19 protein-coding genes are annotated in these 22,321 nt (G+C 58.2%); 10 read left to right on the plus strand and 9 right to left on the minus strand.

Features of this window, described 5'->3' with window-relative positions; translation table 11 throughout:
* Nucleotides 1-20 precede the first annotated feature (20 nt).
* Nucleotides 21-2,681, minus strand: a complete 2,661-nt coding sequence (gene gyrA / locus ACQUQP_RS17665; protein ID WP_432696350.1) for a DNA gyrase subunit A — start codon at nt 2,679-2,681, stop codon at nt 21-23.
* 228 nt (nt 2,682-2,909) lie between these two features.
* Here gyrA and ubiG point away from each other — a divergent pair, with 228 nt between their 5' ends.
* The 3 genes from ubiG to ACQUQP_RS17680 are packed head-to-tail and all read left to right on the plus strand — an operon-like array spanning nt 2,910 to nt 5,073.
* Nucleotides 2,910-3,629 (plus strand): bifunctional 2-polyprenyl-6-hydroxyphenol methylase/3-demethylubiquinol 3-O-methyltransferase UbiG, encoded by a 720-nt coding sequence (gene ubiG, locus ACQUQP_RS17670; RefSeq protein ID WP_432696351.1) that lies wholly within the window; start codon nt 2,910-2,912, stop codon nt 3,627-3,629.
* Nucleotides 3,629-4,291, plus strand: a complete 663-nt coding sequence (locus tag ACQUQP_RS17675) for an HAD family hydrolase (protein ID WP_432696352.1) — start codon at nt 3,629-3,631, stop codon at nt 4,289-4,291. The genes ubiG and ACQUQP_RS17675 overlap by 1 nt, the downstream gene beginning before the upstream one ends.
* Nucleotides 4,292-4,317: 26 nt before the next feature.
* Nucleotides 4,318-5,073, plus strand: coding sequence for a YciK family oxidoreductase (locus ACQUQP_RS17680; protein ID WP_432696353.1), 756 nt, complete (start codon nt 4,318-4,320; stop codon nt 5,071-5,073).
* Nucleotides 5,074-5,132: 59 nt separating this feature from the next.
* Here ACQUQP_RS17680 and rluB read toward each other — a convergent pair whose 3' ends face one another.
* The 4 genes from rluB to ACQUQP_RS17700 form a co-directional block, all read right to left on the minus strand.
* Nucleotides 5,133-6,032, minus strand: a complete 900-nt coding sequence (gene rluB / locus ACQUQP_RS17685) for a 23S rRNA pseudouridine(2605) synthase RluB (protein ID WP_432696354.1) — start codon at nt 6,030-6,032, stop codon at nt 5,133-5,135.
* Between the two features lie 76 nt (nt 6,033-6,108).
* Nucleotides 6,109-6,501, minus strand: coding sequence for an H-NS histone family protein (locus ACQUQP_RS17690; RefSeq protein WP_432696355.1), 393 nt, complete (start codon nt 6,499-6,501; stop codon nt 6,109-6,111).
* A gap of 110 nt (nt 6,502-6,611) precedes the next feature.
* Nucleotides 6,612-7,232, minus strand: a complete 621-nt coding sequence (locus ACQUQP_RS17695; protein WP_432696356.1) for an L-threonylcarbamoyladenylate synthase — start codon at nt 7,230-7,232, stop codon at nt 6,612-6,614.
* Nucleotides 7,233-7,374: 142 nt separating this feature from the next.
* Nucleotides 7,375-8,211: a PHP domain-containing protein gene (locus ACQUQP_RS17700; protein ID WP_432696357.1), complete on the minus strand. Its 837-nt coding sequence runs from the start codon at nt 8,209-8,211 to the stop codon at nt 7,375-7,377.
* A 52-nt stretch (nt 8,212-8,263) separates the two neighbouring features.
* On the opposite strand from ACQUQP_RS17700, the gene ACQUQP_RS17705 reads away from it, so the two are divergent.
* The 3 genes from ACQUQP_RS17705 (at nt 8,264) to ACQUQP_RS17715 (ending at nt 9,846) form a co-directional block, all read left to right on the plus strand.
* A complete protein-coding gene (locus ACQUQP_RS17705; RefSeq protein WP_432696358.1) occupies nt 8,264-8,809 on the plus strand; it encodes a septation protein A in 546 nt (181 codons plus the stop codon).
* 19 nt (nt 8,810-8,828) lie between these two features.
* Entirely contained in the window at nt 8,829-9,128 is a 300-nt protein-coding gene (locus ACQUQP_RS17710) for a YciI family protein (RefSeq protein WP_432696359.1), read from the plus strand.
* A 115-nt stretch (nt 9,129-9,243) separates the two neighbouring features.
* On the plus strand, nt 9,244-9,846 hold the full coding sequence (locus ACQUQP_RS17715; RefSeq protein ID WP_432696360.1) for an OmpA family protein: 603 nt from the start codon (nt 9,244-9,246) through the stop codon (nt 9,844-9,846).
* 160 nt (nt 9,847-10,006) lie between these two features.
* Here the strand turns inward: ACQUQP_RS17715 and purL are convergent, their stop codons facing one another.
* On the minus strand, nt 10,007-13,909 hold the full coding sequence (purL, locus tag ACQUQP_RS17720) for a phosphoribosylformylglycinamidine synthase (protein ID WP_432696361.1): 3,903 nt from the start codon (nt 13,907-13,909) through the stop codon (nt 10,007-10,009).
* A 106-nt stretch (nt 13,910-14,015) separates the two neighbouring features.
* Here purL and mltF point away from each other — a divergent pair, with 106 nt between their 5' ends.
* The gene (gene mltF, locus ACQUQP_RS17725) at nt 14,016-15,518 is read left to right on the plus strand and encodes a membrane-bound lytic murein transglycosylase MltF (protein WP_432696362.1); all 1,503 of its coding nucleotides are present in this window, start codon (nt 14,016-14,018) and stop codon (nt 15,516-15,518) included.
* Here mltF and tadA read toward each other — a convergent pair.
* From tadA to guaB, 3 genes are all read right to left on the minus strand, one after another.
* Nucleotides 15,513-16,049, minus strand: coding sequence for a tRNA adenosine(34) deaminase TadA (tadA, locus tag ACQUQP_RS17730; RefSeq protein WP_432696363.1), 537 nt, complete (start codon nt 16,047-16,049; stop codon nt 15,513-15,515). The two genes, mltF and tadA, sit on opposite strands and share 6 nt — an antisense overlap.
* A gap of 81 nt (nt 16,050-16,130) precedes the next feature.
* Complete coding sequence (gene guaA / locus ACQUQP_RS17735; protein WP_432696364.1) at nt 16,131-17,711, minus strand: glutamine-hydrolyzing GMP synthase; 1,581 nt, start codon at nt 17,709-17,711, stop codon at nt 16,131-16,133.
* A 95-nt stretch (nt 17,712-17,806) separates the two neighbouring features.
* Nucleotides 17,807-19,276 carry an IMP dehydrogenase gene (gene guaB / locus ACQUQP_RS17740; protein WP_432696365.1) on the minus strand — a complete coding sequence of 490 codons (1,470 nt, stop codon included), beginning with the start codon at nt 19,274-19,276 and terminating at the stop codon, nt 17,807-17,809.
* A gap of 139 nt (nt 19,277-19,415) precedes the next feature.
* Here guaB and xseA point away from each other — a divergent pair, with 139 nt between their 5' ends.
* The 3 genes from xseA to ACQUQP_RS17755 are packed head-to-tail and all read left to right on the plus strand — an operon-like array spanning nt 19,416 to nt 22,296.
* Complete coding sequence (gene xseA, locus ACQUQP_RS17745) at nt 19,416-20,777, plus strand: exodeoxyribonuclease VII large subunit (protein ID WP_432696366.1); 1,362 nt, start codon at nt 19,416-19,418, stop codon at nt 20,775-20,777.
* A complete protein-coding gene (locus ACQUQP_RS17750) occupies nt 20,774-21,613 on the plus strand; it encodes a peptidoglycan DD-metalloendopeptidase family protein (protein ID WP_432696367.1) in 840 nt (279 codons plus the stop codon). Before xseA ends, ACQUQP_RS17750 begins: the two co-directional genes overlap by 4 nt.
* 56 nt (nt 21,614-21,669) lie before the next feature.
* On the plus strand, nt 21,670-22,296 hold the full coding sequence (locus tag ACQUQP_RS17755; RefSeq protein WP_432696368.1) for an FKBP-type peptidyl-prolyl cis-trans isomerase: 627 nt from the start codon (nt 21,670-21,672) through the stop codon (nt 22,294-22,296).
* The last annotated feature ends 25 nt before the right edge of the window (nt 22,297-22,321 follow it).

Raw genomic sequence — 22,321 nt, forward strand, 5'->3', positions numbered from 1 at the left:
GGCCCGAGGGCCCCGCTCAATCACTCTTCGGACGAGCTATCCGCGTTGTCCTCAGCACTGTCGTCAGCACTGTTTTCTTCGCCACTATTACTCTCAGCGCCAGCGCCTTCGGATTCAGCACCGGCTTCCAGAGCATCTTCGATCTCTTCGTCATCCGGCTCTTCAATACGGGCAATACCGGAGAGTTTTTCCTCTTCCGCCAGGCGGATCAGCATCACGCCCTGGGTGTTACGCCCAAGCACCGATATCTCCTCGGAACGGGTTCGCACCAGGGTGCCGCGATCACTGATCAGCATGACATCGTCGCCTTCCATCATCTGCACCGCACCGGCGAGATCACCGTTACGTTCGGTACACTGCATGGCGATCACACCCTGGCCGCCACGACCGCGGATCGGGAAGTCCTCAACAGCGGTCTGCTTACCATAGCCGCGGGTTGAAGCGGTCAGAATACGACCACCCTCGCGCGGAATGATCAGCGAGATCACCGCTGCACTTTCATCCATTTTCACGCCACGCACGCCACGCGCGGTACGCCCCATGGAGCGCACATCCGCCTCGTTGAAACGGATCGCCTTGCCGGCGCTGGTGATCAGCATGATGTCGTCATGACCGCTGGTAATGGACGCGCCGATCAGACGGTCGCCATCAACGATATCCAGGGCGATCAGGCCAGTGCTGCGCGGACGCGAGAACGCTTCCAGCGGCGTTTTCTTGACCGTGCCGTTGGCGGTCGCCATAAAGATGAAGCGCTCGGAGTCGAACTCTTTCACCGGCAGAATGGTACTGATCCACTCATCCTCGGCCAGCGGCAGAATATTGACCACCGGGCGGCCACGGGAGGTACGACTCGCCGGCGGGATCTCGTAGACCTTGCGCCAGTAAACCTTGCCGTGGTTGGTGAAGCAGAGAATCGTATCGTGCGTATTGGCGATCAGCAGGTGCTCGATGAAGTCTTCATCCTTCATTGCCGTTGCCGACTTGCCCTTGCCGCCACGACGCTGCGCCTGGTATGCACTCAGCGGCTGGGTCTTGGCGTAGCCACCGTGGGAGATGGTGACCACCATATCCTCTTCGGTAATCAGATCAGCCACGGTCAGATCCTGCATGGAAGCCTGGATCTCGGTGCGACGCTCGTCAGCGTATTCGGCGATGATCGCTTCGAGTTCCTCGCGGATCACCTCCATCAGGCGTTCGTAGGAGCCCAGAATCGCCAGCAGCTCCGCGATCTTTTCGATCAGTTCGCGGTATTCGCCGAGCAGCTTTTCATGTTCCAGGCCGGTCAGGCGGTGCAGACGCAGATCGAGGATCGCCTGGGCCTGAACCGGTGACAGATGGTAGTTGCCATCGTGCATGCCGAACTGCGGCTCCAGGTCGTCCGGGCGGCAGGCGTCTTCACCGGCGCGCTCGAGCATCTCGAGTACGGAGCCCGGCGCCCAGGGGGTAGCAATCAGCTTTTCTTTGGCTTCTGCCGGTGTCGGCGAAGCCTTGATCAGCTCGATTACCGGATCGATATTGGCCAGCGCCACGGCGAGACCTTCCAGCACATGCCCACGCTCGCGCGCCTTGCGCAGCTCGTATACGGTACGACGGGTCACCACTTCGCGACGGTGGCGGATAAAGCATTCCAGGGTGCCTTTCAGGTCCAGAATCTTCGGCTGACCGTCGACCAGTGCCACCATGTTGATGCCGAACACGCTCTGCAGCGCAGTCTGGGCAAACAGGTTGTTGATGATCACTTCCGGCACTTCACCGCGACGCAGCTCGATCACGATGCGCATACCGTCCTTGTCGGACTCATCACGCAGCTCGCTGATCCCCTCGAGCTTTTTCTCCTTGACCAGCTCGGCGATTTTCTCGATCAGGCGCGCCTTGTTCAGCTGGTAAGGGATCTCGGTGATGACCAGCATCGGCCGGCCGTTCTTCGGATGATCTTCGATATGATGCTTGGCACGCACGTAGATACGGCCACGACCGGTGCGGTACGCCTGCAGGATACCGGCGCGACCATTGATGATGCCGCCGGTGGGGAAATCGGGACCCGGGATGAATTCCATCAACTCATCGATGGTCAGCTCCGGGTTGTTGATCAGTTCGATACAACCACGCACCACCTCGCCCAGGTTGTGCGGCGGGATATTGGTTGCCATGCCGACGGCGATACCGGCGGAGCCGTTGACCAGCAGGTTCGGCACCCGGGTCGGCAGTACGGCGGGGATGCGCTCGGTGCCGTCGTAGTTATCAACGTAGTCGACGGTTTCTTTGTCCAGATCGGCAAGCAGCTCGTGAGAGATCTTCGCCATGCGGATCTCGGTGTAACGCATTGCTGCCGCCGAGTCGCCATCCACCGAGCCGAAGTTGCCCTGACCATCGACCAGCATGTAGCGCATGGAAAAGTCCTGCGCCATGCGAACGATGGTGTCATAGACCGCGCTATCGCCGTGAGGGTGATATTTACCGATCACGTCCCCGACCACACGGGCGGACTTCTTGTAAGGCTTGTTCCAGTCGTTGTTCAACTCGTTCATGGCGAAGAGTACGCGGCGGTGCACCGGCTTCAGGCCGTCGCGCACATCGGGCAGTGCCCGGCCGACAATGACACTCATCGCATAGTCGAGATAAGACTGTTTCAGCTCATCTTCGATATTGACTGGCAGAACTTCTTTGGCTAGATCACCCATTCGCTCAGCTTTCCTTGGTTCGTAAGGCTTACAGCTGGAAATTCGCTGTAATTTTTAACCGCGCGAGTATATCACAATGCTGTTCCATACACTCGCCCCCAGCCCGGGCCAACTCACAATTCCTGGTCTCTTTACACTCACAGGGTCGAGTAATTTTCCGCGCCTTGAGGGCGGTGCTAGAATGCGCGATTTACGCCCCTTTCTATTCGAGAATGCTGAGAGCTGCCCATGACCGAAAACCAGGCCCAAAATATCGATCCGGCGGAAATCGCCAAGTTCGAAGAGCTGGCCAGCCGCTGGTGGGATAAAGAGAGCGAGTTCAAACCCCTGCATGACATCAACCCGTTGCGTGTAGGCTTTATCGACCGCATTGCACCCCTGGCCGGTAAACGCGTATTGGATGTGGGCTGCGGCGGCGGCATCCTGTCGGAGTCCATGGCCAAGCGCGGCGCCGAGGTCACCGGCATCGACATGGGCGCAGCACCGTTAAAAGTGGCCAAGCTGCATGGCCTGGAAAGCGGTGTGCAGGTACGTTACCGGCAGATCACCGTGGAAGAGCTGGCGGCCGACGAGCCCGCCTCTTACGACGTGGTAACCTGCATGGAGATGCTCGAGCACGTACCGGACCCTGCCTCGATCATCGCCGCCTGCGCCAAACTGGCCAAGCCCGGTGGACAGCTGTTCTTTTCGACACTGAACCGCAACCCGAAAAGCTACCTGTTCGCGATCCTGGGAGCCGAGCGCGTCCTGAAGCTGGTACCCAACGGCACCCATGATTTCCAGAAATTTATCCGGCCGGCGGAACTAGGCCAGTGGATCCGGCAAAACCAGCTGGCGATCACCGAGATGTCGGGGCTGGTATACAACCCCCTCACCCAGACCTATCGTCTGGACAGCCAGGATGTGAGCGTCAACTACATGATCGCCACACGCCGGGGCGACCTCTGATGCCAGCCGTCCGGGCGGTGCTGTTCGACCTGGACGGCACCCTGCTCGATACTGCACTCGATTTTTACTGGGTGATCGACAAGATGCTGGCCGATCGACAGCGCCCGCCTGTTGATCGCGCCACTTTCCGGCAGTACGTCTCAGAGGGCGCGCGCGCCATGGTTAGCCAGGCGTTCGACCTCCCGGCCACCACCGCGCAGACCGACCAGCTTCTGACCGAGTTTCTCACCCTCTACCAGCACAACCTGATGGTTGAGGCCAGGCTGTTCGAAGGGCTTGAGCAGCTGCTAGAACAGCTTGAGGCACGCGAAATCCCCTGGGGCATCGTCACCAACAAGCCGGAGCGGTTCAGCCGTCTTATTCTGCAGAAACTCAAGCTCGACCGACGCTGCGCCACACTGATCTGCCCCGAACATGTCAGCAACCGCAAACCCGACCCCGAGTCGCTCCACCTCGCCTGCGAGCAACTTCACTGTCGTCCTGAGGAAGCGATCTACCTGGGCGACCACCTGCGCGACATCGAAGCGGGACTGGCCGCCGGCATGCCTACCATTGCCTGCGCCTGGGGCTATCTGCACAAAGATGATGACCCCGAGTCCTGGCAGGCAGACCATGTCATCCGGGATACTCGGGAGCTGGGCGCACTGCTAAACTGCCTGTAACAAGTTGATAAGGAAGCTGTACGACGATGTTCACCTATAACGCTCCGCAGGACCTGCTCGCCGGCCGCATTATCCTGGTCACCGGTGCCGGAGACGGTATCGGCAAAGCGGCCGCGCACGCCTATGCTGCTCACGGCGCCACCGTCATTCTCCTCGGACGCACGCTGGAAAAACTGGAAAAAGTCTACGACGACCTGGAGGCCCAGGGTTATCCACAGCCGGCCATAGTGCCGATGAACCTGGAAACCGCCGCCGAACATGACTACATCGAACTGACCAACCAGCTGGAAGAGACATTCGGGCACCTGGATGGCATCCTGCACAACGCCGGTATTCTTGGCGTCAGAACACCGCTGGAAAACTATGACCCGATTATCTGGCAGCAGGTGATGCAGGTGAATGTTAACGCGCCGTTCCTGCTGACCCAGACCCTCATGCCGCTGCTACACAGAGCCGAAGATGCCAGCGTCATCTTCACCTCCTCTGGGGTTGGCCGCAAAGGCCGTGCTCACTGGGGCGCGTACGCGGTATCGAAATTCGCCACAGAGGGAATGAGCCAGGTAATGGCGGACGAGTTGGAAAACGTGTCCCAGATCCGGGTGAACTGCATCAATCCGGGCGCTACCCGCACCGCCATGCGTGCTTACGCCTACCCGGCCGAACCGCCGGAGACCAACCCGACACCGGAAGAGATCATGCCAGCCTACCTGTATCTTATGGGGCCGGACAGCAAACAGGTCAATGGCGAATCTCTGGATGCCCAGGGCAATGGACAGGCCTGACAGCATTCCACCCACAAAAAAAACGCTGCCTTTCGAGCAGCGTTTTTTATGCATAAGCCTTAGCGCTTCTTACCTACACGGCGCCCCACCGACCGGCCCCGAGGTTTGGTGTGCTGACGTTCAGGCACCTGTTTTTCGGTGGTTTGGCGGGCACGCTGACGGGTGTAACGACGTTTCTGATCGATCTGCTCTTCCCGGGAGCGGGCCTGGGGTTTAATCCGTTCCAGTGCCAGCTCATCACGCAGCACATTGATCTCGGTTACACCCAACTCGCGCCAGGTACCGACCTTCACGTCGGAGGGCAGAAATACCGGACCAAAACGTACCCGCTTCAGCCGGTTAACCTGCAGTCCCTGTGATTCCCAAAGGCGACGAACCTCACGGTTACGCCCCTCCATGACGACACAGTGGTACCATTTATTGGCCCCTTCACCGTCAAAGAACTGCACGTCACTGAAGTTCGCCATGCCGTCTTCAAGCAGCACTCCCTGCTTAAGACGCTCCAGCATCGGCTCATCGACAGTACCCAGCACACGCACCGCATACTCCCGGTCGATATTCGCCGAGGGGTGCATCATGCTGTTGGCTAATTCACCATCCGTGGTAAAAATCAGAAGTCCGGTGGTGTTTATATCCAGCCGGCCGATCACTATCCAGCGCCCAACTTTAAGTGGCGGCAGATTATCAAATACCGTGGGCCGCCCCTCAGGATCATGACGGGTACAAACCTCACCCACCGGCTTATTGTAAATCAGTACGCGACAGGGACTTTCGGATGAGTATACAAGCGGCACGGAACGGCCATCGACTGTAACCTCATCACCCTCTTTCACACGATCACCGAGTTGGGCCGACTCGCCATTGATCGTTACTCGCCCTTCACTAATATAACGCTCCATCTCACGACGTGAGCCCAAACCGGAGCGCGCCAAAACCTTTTGCAGCTTTTCATCTTGCATTCTGACGTCGCCTCAAACTAAAAAAGCTCCTCAGCATTCAGGCCGAAGAGCTTTATTTTTAAAAAACAGTAAAGAATCAGCTAACAGTCGGCAGCTGATCCTTTTCGATACCTTGTTCTTTCATGTAGTCAGCAAACACAACCGGCGTACGTCCGCGACCAGACCAGTAATGTTCTTCGCCATCGACTTCGATAACGTATTTAGCTTTTACGCTCTTGCGTGGCGATGAGTCGACCTGGTCGGCCAGTTCACTGAGATCAACACCCGCTTCCAACATCTGCTTACGGATCGCATCGATAGCCGCTGCCTTGGCTGCTTCTGCTTCTGCCTGCGCAGCTTCCTCGGCACGACGCTCTTCGAGAATATCAGTCAGGTCAGACATAACCTTTTCGATTTCAGCAACGCCCAGTTCCTGAGTCTGCTTACGAAGGGAGTTTTTACGCGTAAGTGTCTTGATGAAGTCTGTCATTTTAATCTCTTCAGCCATTCGATACTAAATATAATGGCAATTATCGTTAATAAATGACCATTTGCAAGAACTCCAGACAGAGTTTTTATAAAAACCTCGATCAAGCCATTTTAATCAAAGACAGAACTATCACCGGCTCCCTGACGAATTACCTCTGGCAGCTCGTTTAAGAGACTAACCACGGTTGTTGCCTCCATACCACAGAAGCCACCATCAATAACCAGATCAACCTCATGCTGAAGCAGATCCCTGATTTCATAAGGGTCCGTTAATGGCATATCGTCTCCCGGCATAAGCAGCGTCGTACTCATTATCGGCTCGCCGAGGGCATCCGCTAATGCCAGTGCAATAGGATTATCAGGAATACGTATACCGATGGTTCTCCGCTTGGGGTGCAACAAACGTCGCGGCACCTCGCTGGTCGCATTCAAAATAAACGTATACTGCCCGGGAGTATGGGCTTTAATCGCACGAAATGCCTGGTTATCCACCTTGGCATAAGTGGACAGCTCTGACAGGTCGCCGCATACAAGCGTAAAGTTGTGTTTGTCATCAAGCTGACGTATTCGCTTAATGCGATCTACCGCTTTTTTGTCACCCAAATGACAACCGAGCGCGTAAGCGGAGTCGGTCGGATAAACGATAACCCCACCCGAGCGAATTATATCGACAGCCTGCTGAATAAGACGCGACTGTGGATTAACGGGATGGATCTGAAAAAGCTGACTCAACTCAGACTCCTGATTACTCTCTTTCATAGGATATACAGCACCAAGATCGGGGGAGGTGCGGGTACACGCACTCATGCATTCAGGTCGACCAGCGCCCCTGCGGCCCCTATGTCAGGCTAAAAGACTCTATAACTTAAAAGCTCTATAAACAGCTTAGCAGGTGGCGTGAACTGGTAAACGCAGAAAAGCGACCGAGTGCTGTCCAGCGCTGTGCCGGCGAGTGAAAATCGCTTCCCGCTGAAACAAGCAGTGATTTTCTATCGGCCAGGTTGAGCAGATCCCGAAGGTGATTGGGCGTAACCCCCGGATAACTGACCTCCAGCCCATCCCCACCGGCCTGGATAACGGCATCCATTAACTCCCTCAGGCGCGTGAATGTCATATTATATTTAGTCGGATGGGCCACAAGGGCATAGCCGGAAGCCGATTTAACCAGGTGCACCGCCTCTTCGAGAGAGGGCCATTCTGCTTTTACATCACCGGCCTTACCGGCCCCCAGCCACAGATCAAATGCCTGCTGGGCAGTTGTTACCACACCTTTATCGATCAGCGCCTGGGCAAAATGAGGCCGCCCTATTTGGCCGCTGCCCGCTATTTTCCGCGCCGCTTCCAGTATGTCAGGCAAACCTTTTTTCACCAGACGCTCGGCTATTTTTTCCGCCCGCGCTGCACGCAGGCAACGCAGCTCTTTCATATAGTCGACAAAGACCGGCGCTTGCGGGTCTATACCCACACCCAGGAGATGTATAACCCGCCCCCGCCAGATGCAGGTAAGCTCCACTCCCGGATAAAACTGCATATCCTCATAACCACTGGCTTCACGCGCGGCCTCATCCAGCCCCGCCAGCGTATCATGATCGGTGAGCGCCAACTGACGAACCCCGGCCTCATAGGCAGCCCGGACCAGGGCCGCGGGAGCCAGCGCCCCGTCGGAAGCCGTACTGTGAGTGTGTAAATCGTAACCAGCGTACTGTTTCACTCTCTACGGGCGCCCTTTATACTATTAGAGACAACAACCATCCTTGGATACTATGAAAATTCTACTCGATTTCCTGCCTGTTATCGTCTTTTTTGTCGTTTACAAGATGACAGGGGACATCATCCTCGCGACCGCAGTGCTGATTCCGGCCACACTCGCTCAAATGGCCTATACATGGTTTAAACAACACCGTATAGAAAAAATGCAACTCGTCACGCTTGTGCTGGTTGTCCTTCTCGGTGGAGCTACGATCATTTTTCACGACAAGGCATTTATTCAGTGGAAACCCACAATCGTGAACTGGTTATTTGGCATCGCCTTCCTCGGCAGCCACTTTATAGGTAGCAAAACGGTGGTACAGCGATTGATGGAAAACAGCATAGAACTGGCTCAGCAGACCTGGCGCCGCCTGAATATCGGCTGGGTATTGTTCTTTACGGCAATGGGCATCCTTAACCTGATCGTCGCTTATGGCTTTAGCGAGGCCACCTGGGTCAACTTCAAGCTGTTCGGAATGCTGGGATTGACGCTGTTGTTTATTCTGGGTCAGGGGGTCTACATCTCCCGACATATGCCGCAACAACCCAACCAAGACTGAGAATGGACAGGGATTAACGATGTATTACGCAATCGTAGCGGAAGATAAAGAAAATTCGTTGAACAAACGCCTTGAGGTCCGGCCGGACCACTTGGCACGCTTGGAACAGCTCAAGGAACATGGCAAGCTGTTGCTGGCTGGCCCCTGCCCCGCCATCGATAGTAGCGATCCTGGCCCGGCCGGTTTCACCGGCAGCCTGATCATCGCAGAGTTCGACTCTCTGGAAGAGGCGAAAAGCTGGGCAGATGCCGATCCGTATATGCAAGGGGGCGTATACAAAAGTGTAACCGTGAAACCGTTTAAAAAAGTTCTGCCTTGAGGCAAAACTGGTAAAATAAGGACGAACAAGGTATTTACCAAGATTAAGGAAAATTCAATACTAATGGTCTATACGTTGTAGACAAATTGATAAAGACTGTCACAAGGATATGATGATGATGAAAAAATTTGCGATTGCTGCAGGCCTGACTCTGGCTATGGGCGCATCACTGGCCCAGGCACACGAGGAAAATGCGGGTTACGTTACAAACAGCGCGGACACCATCTGGCGCACCGGCTTCGGTGAGTGCTGGCATGACTCATCCTGGACTGAAGATAAAGCAGTCGTAGGTTGTGACGGCAAAGTTGCCATGGCCGAGCCGGAACCTAAGCCCGTTGCTCCGGCTTATGTCATGATGGATGACACCAAGAAGTTCGCTCTCTACTTCGACTTCGACAGCACCGAAGTTGGCGATACCTCCAACATCGTTAACTACATCGGCACCCTGTCCAGCCTGGAAGAAGTAAACCTGGTTGGTCACGCTGACCCGATCGGTAGCAGCGAATACAACCAGCAGCTGTCCAAGCGTCGTGCTGAAGCGGTTGCCGCTGAACTGGCAGACGCTGGTGTTGATTCCAGCAAAATGAGCATCGGCTTCCTGGGCGAATCCGCTCCGGTTGCTAACTGCACTGGCCGCGGCGCCGAGCTGATCGCCTGCCTGCGTCCGGACCGTCGTGTAGACGTTGAAATCATGGGTAGCAAGCGCGTAGAGCAGTAATCGCACGCTTCCTGACAAAAAAGCCGGCATCTGCCGGCTTTTTTTGTATCTGCAGGAAACTCACCCTCGCGCCGAGGGCATCGGCACCGGCATCATTCCCTCAGCTGGCCACAACTAAAAAGGGCGACCAAGTGGCCGCCCTTTTTCAAATCCCGGACTATCAGCCCAGACGTACTCTGGCATTACGGAACATCCGCATCCAGGCACCATCTTCCTGCCACTCATCCGGCGCCCAGGAATTCTGAATCGCCCGGAAGACTCGCTCAGGATGCGGCATCATGATGGTGACGCGTCCATCCGGCGTGGTGATACCGGTGATGCCGTTCGGCGAACCGTTCGGGTTAGCGGGGTAGCGGGTCGTCAGTTCGCCACGGTTATCCACATAGCGCAGCGCAACCGCGCCCGAGTTCTCCAGCGCAGCCAGGTGCTGTGCGTCACGGAACTCGGCCTGACCTTCACCATGGGCAACCGCGATCGGCATCCGGGAGCCGGCCATACCCTCCAGGAAGATAGACGGTGAGGACTGAACCTCCACCATCGCGACACGCGCCTCGAACTGCTCGGACTGGTTACGCACGAAGTGCGGCCAGAGATCGGCACCCGGAATCAGCTCGTGCAGGTTGGAGAGCATCTGGCAGCCATTGCAGACGCCCAGAGCAATAGTGTCTTCGCGGGTAAAGAACCCGGCAAACTGTTCCCGTGCACGGGCGTTAAAGAGGATAGACTTGGCCCAGCCTTCACCGGCACCGAGGACATCACCGTAGGAGAAACCACCGCAGGCCACCAGGCCCTTGAACTGATCCAGAGTGACGTTACCACTGAGAATATCGCTCATGTGAACATCTACAGCAGCGAAGCCGGCACGATCAAATGCCGCACCCATTTCGATCTGACCGTTTACACCCTGCTCACGCAGCACAGCCACTTTCGGCCTGGCGCCGCTGGCGATGAACGGTGCCGCAACATCTTCATCGATATCGAAGCTCAGATCGGCATGCAGCCCCGGGTCTTCACGGTCCAGCAATGCATCAAACTCCTGCACTGCACATTCGGAGTTATCACGCAGCGCCTGCATACGGTAAGAGGTCTCTGCCCACCAGCGCTGCAACTGTACCCGGCCGGCCGAGTAGATCTCTTCATCATCGAAGAAGATATTCAGCTGATCGTCCGGGTTCAGAGCACCAACCACCTTGGCCACATCACCCAGACCTGCCGCATTCAGCTCGGTCAGAACCTGTTCGGTATCCTCGCGACGAATCTGCACGACCGCACCCAGCTCTTCCGAGAACAGTGCAGCCACAAGCTCTGATTCATTGGAGGCGAGCAGGTCCAGGCTCAGATCCACACCTGTACGGCCGGCAAACGCCATCTCGGCAACCGTTGCCAGCAGACCGCCATCGGCGCGGTCATGGTAAGCCAGTAGCAGCCCCTGCTTGTTGAGCTCCTGAACGGCCGCGAAGAAGGTGGCCAGCTGTTCGGCGTCATCAACGTCAGGCACATCACGGCCGACTTCGTTGTACACCTGTGCCAGCGCAGACAGGCCCAGACGGTTCTGACCGCCCCCCAGGTCCAGCAGGATCAGGTCGGTCTCACCCTTGTCGGTACGCAACTGCGGCGTCAGCACGGCGCGCGCGTCGGTCACCGGAGCGAAACCGGAGATGATCAGCGACATGGGCGCTGTGACACTCTTCTGTTCGCCGTCGTCTTCCCAAACGGTACGCATGGACATGGAGTCCTTACCGACCGGAATAGTAATCCCCAGCTGCGGACACAACTCCATGCCGACCGCCTTGACGGTGTCATACAGCTTTTCGTCTTCGCCTGGGTGGCCTGCGGCGCACATCCAGTTCGCGGACAGTTTGATGTCGGAGATATCGCTGATCGGCGCACCCGCCAGGTTGGTCAGGGTTTCACCGATCGCCATGCGGCCGGAGGCCGGTGCATCGACCAGCGCCAGCGGCGTGCGCTCACCCATGCTCATCGCTTCACCGGTGTAGCCTTCGTAGCTGCTGGTAGTCACCGCACAGTCAGCCACAGGCACCTGCCAGGGACCGACCATCTGGTCACGTGCCACCTGACCGGTGATGGAGCGGTCACCGATGGTGATCAGGAAAGACTTGGATGCAACCGCCGGCAGCTTAAGTACGCGCTCGATCGCTTCACCCATGTCGATTTTGCCGGCATCGAACTCCGGCACTTCGTATGCGATGCGTTCCACGCTGCGGTGCATTTTCGGCGGTTTGCCGAACAGCACGCTCATCGGCAGATCCACCGGCTTGTTCTCGAAGTGAGTATCGCCAAGCGTCAGGTGGTGGTCTTCTGTAGCTTCACCAACCACAGCGTAAGGGCAGCGCTCACGTTTGCAGATCTCCTCAAAGCGGGCCAGGTCTTCCGGCTTGACCGCCATAACGTAGCGCTCCTGCGCTTCGTTACACCAGATCTCCAGCGGCGACATACCCGGCTCATCGTTGTTCACGTTGCGCAGGTTAAAGTCGCCACCGCGACCACCATCTTTGACCAGTTCCGGGAACGCATTGGACAGACCACCGGCACCCACATCGTGGATAAAGGCGATCGGGTTGGTATCACCCAGCTGCCAGCACTGATCGATCACCTCCTGACAGCGGCGTTCCAGCTCCGGGTTACCGCGCTGAACCGAGGCAAAATCCAGGTCCGCGGATGAGCTGCCGGATGACATGGAGGAAGCAGCGCCACCACCCAGACCGATCAGCATCGCCGGACCGCCCAGACAGATCAGCTTGGCGCCTACGGTAATCTCGCCTTTTTCCACATGGTCGCCACGGATGTTACCCATGCCGCCCGCGATCATGATCGGCTTGTGGTAGCCGCGTACCTCTTCGCCGGCAGCACCGTTTACCTTCTGCTCGAAGGTACGGAAGTAACCCACCAGGTTCGGTCGACCGAATTCGTTGTTGAATGCAGCGCCACCGATCGGGCCTTCCAGCATGATATCCAGCGGAGAAACGATGCGCTCCGGCTTGCCGTAGCCGGATTCCCAGGGCTGCTCGAAGCCCGGGATGTTAAGGTCGGATACGGTAAAGCCGGTCAGACCCGCTTTCGGCTTGGCACCTCGACCGGTGGCACCTTCGTCACGGATTTCACCACCGGAACCGGTCGCCGCACCGGAAAAGGGTGCAATGGCCGTCGGATGGTTGTGGGTCTCCACCTTCATCAGGATGTGGATATCTTCCTGCGAATAACCGTACTCGTGGCTCTGCGGGGTCGGGAAAAAACGACCTGCATGATGGCCGACCATCACCGCCGCATTGTCCTTGTATGCGGACAGGACATTCTCGCCACCTTCGTTGTAGGTGTTGCGGATCATGCCAAACAGCGAGTGTTCCTGGGCTTCTCCGTCGATATCCCAGGAGGCGTTGAAAATCTTGTGGCGGCAGTGCTCGGAGTTCGCCTGGGCGAACATCATCAGCTCTACATCGTTGGGATTGCGTCCCAGCTCGGTAAAGCTTGTCACCAGGTAATCGATCTCGTCTTCCGCCAGCGCCAGGCCAAGCTCGCTGTTGGCAGTGACAAGGGCTTCACGACCGCCGCCCAGGATATCCACCGTCGACATCGGTCGCGGCTGCTCATGACGGAACAGCGCAGTTGCAGCATCGACAGAATCCAGTACGGCTTCTACCATACGATCGTGAATCAAAGCAGAGACAGTTTCGCGCCCTTCTGCAGTCAGCTCCCCGCTGCACTGAACGTAGTAGGCGACACCGCGCTCCAGACGAAGCACCTTGTCGAGACCACAGTTGTGAGCAATGTCCGTTGCCTTGCTAGACCAGGGGGAAATGGTGCCAGGACGCGGAACTACCAGATATATATCGCCTTTTGGCTCTTCTGTACTGGCGTTGGGACCATATCGCAGGATACGATCAAGCACCTGCTGTTCCTGCTCGTCCAGGTCCGCAGAGAGATCGGCGAAGTGAACGTATTCAGCATAGACACCGGTGACAGTGCTCAGTTTTTCGCTGAGCAGCGTTAGCAGTTTGTCATGACGGAAAGCTGAGAGAGCGGGCGCTCCACGCAGTACGAGCATGTTAGTTTCGAGCCTCTTGATAGACCTGCCGGGGCAGGCGGTGACAGCGGATAATAAGGCCCGAATTTTACCTGATCGCGGACATGGGAACCAGAAGAGCTGAGAGATGTTTGTACTCCGCCAAAAACCGCACTTTCGTGCACTGATCTATTTCTGGGGCCTGACCGCCATCGCCTTCCTGTTGGTTTTGATCAGCGTAAACACACCAACACAACTGGAAGCGATCAAGAGCAAAGGGGTCCTGCGCGTTGCCACCCGCAACATGCCGATGACCTACTACATCGACAAAGGCCGCCCGGCCGGGTTCGAGTATGAGCTGGCGCGCGCATTCGCCGATCATCTCGGCGTGCGACTGGAGCTGGTCATCCCACCGACCTTTGCCGACCTGTTTGAAACCATGCGCATGCGCAACGCCCACCTGGCGGCTTCAAACCTGACTATTTCCGACAAACGCCGCAAACAGTTCGACTTCGGGCCGCCCTATCGTAAAAGCGCGCCAACGGTTATCTATCGCATCCGTCAGGGACAGTCCCGGCCAGAATCTCTGGACGACCTGTTCGGCAAGACGATTCTGGTACTGCAGGACTCGGCCCAGGCAGAGCTTCTGACCAGGCTGCAGAAAAACCACCCCGAGCTGCAGTGGCTGGCATCGGAAGATGATGCCGCCAGCGAACTGCTCAACAAGGTCCATGACGGCAGCATCGACTTTACCGTCATGGACTCGGCAGTCTTCGATGCACAAAAGTCGTTTTACCCGGGCCTGGCCAAGGGGTTTGAACTGGAGAATCCCCAGCCGATCGCCTGGATGCTGCCCAAGCATTACGACGGCTCACTGAAGCAGGCCGTAGACGAGTTTTTCGCCCTGCCGGAAACTCGACAGCTGATCGACACACTCGAAGAGCGCTATTTCTCACGCCAGAACCAGCTTAACTTTTTCGACACCAGCGAATTTCGCCGGGCACTGGAGGAGCGCTACGCCCCATTGGAGCAGTTCTTCATGCTGGCCGAACAGGAAACCGGGATAGACCACCTGTTACTGGCCGCCATCGCCTACCAGGAATCTCACTGGAAAGCCGATGCGGTCTCCCCCACCGGGGTGAAAGGCATCATGATGCTGACCAACGACGCGGCCGGTGAAGTCGGCGTCAGCGACCGCACCGATCCACGCCTGAGTATTCTAGGTGGCGCCGAATACCTGGTTAGCGTGCGCGCCAAGATCCCCGACCGAATCCCGGAACCGGACCACACCTGGTTTGCGCTGGCAGGGTACAACATCGGCTTCGGTCACCTGGAAGATGCGCGTATTCTGACCCAGCGCGAGGGCAAGGATCCCGATCGCTGGCAGCACGTGCGCGAATACCTGCCCTTGCTGTCCAACGAGAAATACTATTCAACCCTGAGGTACGGCTACGCCCGGGGTTACGAACCTGTGACCTACGTAGCGAATATCCGCAAGTACATGGAGATGCTGCGCTGGGAAGAACAGGTCGCCCAGGCCCGCAGAAGCCACGGCACTGCAGCCACCCGCCCCGAGGCACCGCCGTCAGAAGAGCCAGACACTGAGCAGACCACGGAGGACGAGATCCAAGAGCTGCTGCCCGCCCTATAGCTCCTCGTCCCGACTGCGCTTTAGCTCCCGTTCGAGTCGTTTCTGCTCGCGCCGCCGGGCGAAAAACTCGCTGATGCGCTCACTGCAGCGTTGCCCGAGTACTCCACCCTGCCAGAGCACCCGATGATTCAGCCAGGGTTGATCAAAAAACGCTCCGCGGCTGGCTACGACCCCGGCCTTGGGCTCGCTTGCACCGAAGACAACACGGCGGATACGGGCATGGACTATCGCACCGGCACACATGGAGCAGGGCTCGATGGTCACATAGAGATCAGCCCCGACCAGGCGATAGTTACCCACCCTGGCAGCCGCATCTCGCAGCGCCAGAATCTCGGCATGAGCGGTCGGGTCGCAGCCGCTGATCGGCCGGTTCCAGCCCTCACCGATAACCTCGCCATCAAGCACCACCAGCGCGCCTACCGGAACCTCGTCCAGTTCGGCTGCACGTTCAGCCAGAAGTAGCGCCTGCTCCATCCAGCGCTCGTCCTGCGACGTCTTACCCTGAGATTCTTCACCTTGCACAACGCTCATACCCGAACTCTAAAGCCTTTCTCAAACCCAAAAAAAGCCCGCGAATGCGGGCCTTTTTAAAACCAGACTAATACCGAAGCATCACTCCCACTCGATGGTGGCAGGCGGCTTGCTCGATACGTCGTAAGTGACACGGGACACCTGCGCGATCTCGTTAATGATACGGCTGGAAACCTTCTCCAGCAGCTCATACGGCAGGTGCGCCCAGCGTGCGGTCATGAAGTCGATTGTTTCCACGGCGCGCAGTGCGATCACGTACTCGTAGCGACGGCCGTCACCGACAACACCCACGGACTTCACCGGCAGGAACACGGCGAATGCCTGGCTGGTTTTGTGGTACCAGTCCGCGTTATGCAGCTCTTCAATGAAGATCGCGTCAGCTTCACGCAGGATGTCGGCATATTCCTTTTTGACTTCGCCAAGGATACGCACACCCAGACCCGGTCCCGGGAAGGGGTGACGGTAGACCATGTCGTACGGCAGACCCAGTTCCAGACCGATCTTGCGTACTTCATCCTTGAACAGTTCGCGCAGCGGCTCGACCAGCTCGAACTTCATATCTTCCGGCAGGCCGCCCACGTTGTGGTGCGACTTGATCACGTGCGCCTTGCCGGTCTTGGCAGCGGCGGACTCGATCACGTCCGGGTAGATGGTGCCCTGGGCCAGGAACCGGCAGTCAGTCAGACGCGCCGCTTCATAATCGAACACCTCGATAAAGGTGTTACCGATGATCTTACGCTTGGCTTCAGGGTCATTGACGCCGCCCAGACGACTCAGGAACTGATCCTCAGCGTCGGAGCGGATCACGTTCACGCCCATGTTGCGCGCAAACATCTCCATCACCTGATCGCCTTCATGCTTACGCAGCAGACCGTTATCGACGAATACGCAGGTCAGTCGATCGCCGATCGCCTTATGTAGCAGCGCCGCTACGACTGAGGAGTCGACACCGCCGGACAGACCGAGCAGCACCTTCGCGTCGCCCACCTGGTCACGCACTTTTTCGATCAGGTCATCGATGATGCGGGCCGGCGTCCACAGCGCCTCGGTATCACAGATCTCGCGCACGAAACGCTCAAGGATGCGCAGGCCCTGTTTGGTGTGCGTCACTTCCGGGTGGAACTGTACACCGTAGAGACTGCGCTTCGGATCGCACATTGCAGATACAGGCGCAGATTCAGTGCCGGCAATCACGTGGAAGCCTTCCGGCAGATCGACCACCTTATCGCCGTGGCTCATCCACACATCGAGAGAGAGCGCGCCGTTGTTGGCGATGTGATCTTCGATACCCTCAAGCAGACGGCTCGGGCTATCGGCCAGGCGAACGCGGGCATAACCGAATTCGCGCTTGTCCGAGCTGGAGACACTGCCGCCGAGCTGAGTGGCCATGGTCTGCATGCCGTAGCAGATACCCAGCACCGGAATGCCCATATCAAAAACGCAGGCCGGTGCTCGCGGTGAATCCAGCTCAGTGACCGACTCGGGACCACCCGCCAGGATAATCCCCTTGGGTGCGAACTCCCGAATCTCCTCTTCGGTCATGTCGAAGGCATGAACCTCGGAATAGACACCGATCTCACGCACGCGACGTGCAATCAGCTGGGTGTACTGCGAACCGAAATCAAGAATCAGGATACGTTGTGCGTGAATATCTTTGGACATCTCAGGTAACTCCACCGAAACCCGCAGTTTTACAGCGCCAGAAACGAAAAGTGGGGCGGCACTCGCCCCACTCTGGTCGCTATTTCTATTTAGCGTTAGCCGATACGGTAGTTCGGCGCCTCTTTGGTAATGCTCACATCGTGGACATGGCTCTCGCCGATGCCCGCGCTGGTGATGCGTACAAACTTGGGCTTGGTACGCATCTCGTCCACGGTCGCGCAGCCGGTGTAGCCCATGGAGGCACGCAGGCCACCCATCAGCTGATGCACTACGCCGCCCATCGGCCCCTTACAGGGTACGCGGCCTTCGATTCCTTCCGGAACCAGCTTGTCGACACCCGCTTTGGCGTCCTGGAAATAGCGGTCGGAAGAACCGGTGCTGCCGGACATGGCGCCCAGGGAACCCATACCACGGTAAGACTTGAATGCGCGGCCCTGGAACAGTTCCACTTCGCCCGGCGCTTCATCGGTACCGGCCAGCATGGAGCCGACCATCACCGCAGATGCACCGGCAGCGATCGCCTTGCCGATATCACCGGAGAAACGGATACCGCCATCGGCGATCAGCGGGATACCGCGATCCTTGAGCGCTTCCGCCACGTTGGCGACAGCGGAGATCTGCGGAACGCCGATACCGGCAACGATACGGGTAGTACAGATAGAGCCCGGACCGATACCGACCTTGACGCCATCCGCGCCGGCTTCAGCCAGTGCGATGGCCGCTTCAGCGGTGGCGATGTTGCCGCCCACGACCTGCACCTGAGGGAAGTTCTGCTTAACCCAGGCGACGCGATCGATAACACCCTTGGAGTGACCGTGCGCAGTATCAACAACGATCATGTCCACGCCTGCAGCGGCCAGCGCAGCGACACGATCTTCAGTCTCGGCACCAGTACCGACAGCAGCACCGACGATCAGGCGACCCTGACTGTCTTTCGCCGCGTTCGGGAACGCCTGCGCCTTGTTCATATCCTTGACGGTCACCATGCCACGCAGGGCAAAGTTATCATCAACCAGCAGGATCTTCTCGATGCGGTGCCTGCGCAGCAGATCACTGATCACCGAGGTGTCTTCGCCTTCGCGAGCCGTGACCAGCTTCTCTTTCTGGGTCATGATTTTGCCGACCCGGGCATCCAGATCGCTTTCGAAACGAACGTCGCGGCTGGTGACAATACCGACAAGTTCGTTGCCATCAACCACCGGGAAACCGGAGAAACCGTACTGGTCGGCAAGATCGAGAACCTCGCGCACCGTGGTTTCTGAGGTGCAGGTTACCGGATCGGTGACGATGCCGGACTCGTATTTCTTAACCTTGCGAACCTGGGCAGCCTGTTCTTCTACCGTCAGGTTCTTGTGGATAACCCCGATACCGCCTTCCTGTGCCATCGCAATCGCAAGACGCGCTTCGGTTACTGTATCCATCGCCGAAGAGACCAACGGGATATTGAGCTCGATTCCCTTGGTCAGTCGGGTCTTCAACGAAACGCTTTTGGGCAGGACTTCGGAGTAACCAGGCACCAGCAAAACATCATCAAAAGTGAGAGCTTCCTCGACGATTCGCAACATTGTTAGCCAGCCTGTCTATCTATGAAAAATGAAACGAGCAATTCTACAGAAATCACCCGCTGATCACAATTTAACTGGCGATATTTACAATAGAAAGTCCGTTGCCCCTTCAGGAAAAAACAGCGGTAGAATGAACGCCATGACTATATCCTCCCACACCCTGGCCGCATCCAGTCGCGCGCTGTCTGTAAGCGCCCTGAACCGCCAGGTTAAATCGCTGCTGGAAAACTCCTTCCTGTCGATTCAGGTGATCGGCGAAATCAGCAACTTTGCCCGCCCCTCTTCCGGGCACTGGTACTTCACCCTGAAAGACAGCAGGGCCCAGGTACGCTGTGCCATGTTCCGGGGCCGCAACCTGGCGACCGGCTTTGTCCCGCGTGAAGGTGACGAGGTGGTCGTCACCGCCCGCGTCAGCCTCTACGAGGGACGCGGTGACTACCAGCTGATCTGCGAACGCATGGAGAAGAGCGGCCTCGGCCGACTGCAGCAGGCGTTCGAAGCACTGAAGGCAAAACTGCAGAAAGAGGGGCTATTTGAGCAGGGCCGCAAGCGCGCTTTGCCGACCCACCCGAAACATATAGGTGTCATCACCTCGCCCAGCGGTGCCGCTATCCACGATATCCTGACGGTGCTGAAGCGCCGTTTTCCCGGCCTGCCTGTCACCCTCTACCCCACGGCGGTTCAGGGGCAGGAGGCCAGGGCACAGATCGTCAGGGCGATCGAGCTGGCCAACCGGCACGCCGCCTGTGACGTACTGATCGTCGGTCGCGGTGGCGGCTCGCTGGAGGATCTCTGGCCCTTCAATGAAGAGGCGGTGGCCCGGGCTATCCTCAACTCACCGATCCCGGTGGTTTCCGCGGTCGGTCACGAGGTGGATATCTCCATCAGCGACCTGGTGGCGGACCAGCGCGCGCCAACCCCGTCGGCGGCGGCGGAACTGCTCAGTCCCGACCGGCACGCACTGAACCTGCGCCTGCAGCAACTGCAGCGCCGCCTGCAAAGCCGCATGCGCTGGCAGCTGGAGAAGAAACGCCAGCAGGTGAACGCGGCCCGCCAGCGTCTGCGCCACCCGGGCGACAAGGTGCGAGAACATATGCAGGCGCTGGACCGGCTCGAACTGCGCCTGACCCGCGCGACCACACGGCATATACAGCTCCAGCGCGCGCGTATTGACCAGCTGCAGCGCCGGCTGCAACGGGTGACACCCCTAAACCGGATCGCTCAACACCGCGAACGCCTGAGCCAGATAGATCAGTTGATGCCGCGCCTGATGCAGCAGCACCTGGAGCGCAGCCGGCTGCGCCTGGCACAACAAAGCGGGAAACTTCACTCCGTCAGCCCCCTGGCAACGCTGGAGCGCGGCTACTCGATCCTGCTGGACAGCACCGGGCAAGCGGTAACAGACAGTGCGCGGGTCCAGGTGGGCGACGCTGTCGAAGCGCGGCTTCACAGGGGACGCCTGCAATGTACGATCGACCGAATCGATGAGGAGAGCACATGATCAATTGGCGCAACGCTCTGGGCACCGCCCTGCTGAGTCTCGGCCTTATCCCCTCCCTGGCCCAGGCGTTACCGGAGGAGGCGCGGATCCCCGGCGGCATCGCGCTGATCCCGCTCACGGGTATTCACAGCGACCTAGCCCCGATCGCCCACTATGCCGGCCAGCGTGTCATGGTCGTCGCAAGCAAGGAAAGCACCGACAATGCGGACTGGATCGCCGTGGTCGGTATCCCGCTGAGTGCCAACCCCGCTGAAGCCCAGGCGCTGACACTTGGCAGTCAAACGTTCACATTCAGCATCGCGCCCAAAGAGTACGAGTCGCAGTACCTGACCGTGCCCAACAAGCGTCATGTGGACCCTGACCCCGAAGCTCTGGCCCGCTGGAAGCGCGAGTCAGCGGAGATGAACGCCGCCTTTGTGCGCTGGTCGGCACCTGACCAGGTGGCAGACAGGATGGCACTGCCACTTGAAGGACGCTTCAGCAGCGCCTTTGGCCTGCGCCGCTTTTTCAACGAACAACCGCGTAAACCGCACAGCGGCCTGGACATTGCGGCCCCGACCGGGTCGCTAATATCAGCACCGGCGGCCGGAGAAGTCGTGGCGGTGGGCAACTACTTCTTTAACGGCAACACGGTCATCCTTGACCACGGCTTTGGCCTGACGTCGATGTACTGCCATATGAGCGCCATCGATGTGGCAATGGGCGATCAACTCAACGCCGGTGACCCGATCGGCCGCGTCGGCGCCACCGGCCGGGTCACCGGGCCCCATCTGCACTGGAGCGTCAGCCTGAATAACACCCGGGTCGACCCGCTGCTGTTTGTCGAGGGGAAATAAAACCGGGGCTGTGATAGCCTTTCGCGCTTCAAACCAAGCAATTGATTGAGACAACAATGAGCGAACTGACTCTGGAAACTACCGAGCAACGCGCCAGCTATGGCATCGGCCGCCAGATGGGCGACCAACTGGCTCAGAACGGCTTCGACGGCGTGGATATTGAAGCGGCCGCCGCCGGCCTGCGTGATGCATTCAACGGCGAAGGCCTGCGCGTCAGCGCCGAAGAGCTGACCGCCGCATTCAACGAGCTGAACCAGCGCCTGCGCGAAAAGCAGGAGCAGGAAGCCAAGGCCGCCATTCAGGTCGGTGAAGAGTTCCTCGCCGAAAACGCCAAGCGCGACGGTGTGTTCACCCTGGAATCCGGCCTGCAGTACGAAGTGGTCGAAGCAGGTAGCGAAGACGGCGCCAAACCGGCCGCCAGCGACAAGGTACGCGTTCACTACCACGGCACCTTCATTGACGGCAAAGTATTCGACAGCTCCTACCAGCGCGGTACCCCGGCGGAGTTCCCGGTGGGCGCCGTCATCGCGGGCTGGACCGAAGCTCTGCAGCTGATGACCGCCGGCTCCAAATGGAAGCTGTACATCCCCTATCAGCTGGCCTACGGCGTTCAGGGTTCACCGGGTGGCATTCCGCCCTACTCTACCCTGGTTTTCGACGTTGAACTGATCGACGTTCTGTAAACCGCACTTCCACCAGGCAAGCACT

Source organism: Marinobacterium sp. YM272, from assembly GCF_050908845.1.
GTDB lineage: Bacteria > Pseudomonadota > Gammaproteobacteria > Pseudomonadales > Balneatricaceae > Marinobacterium_D.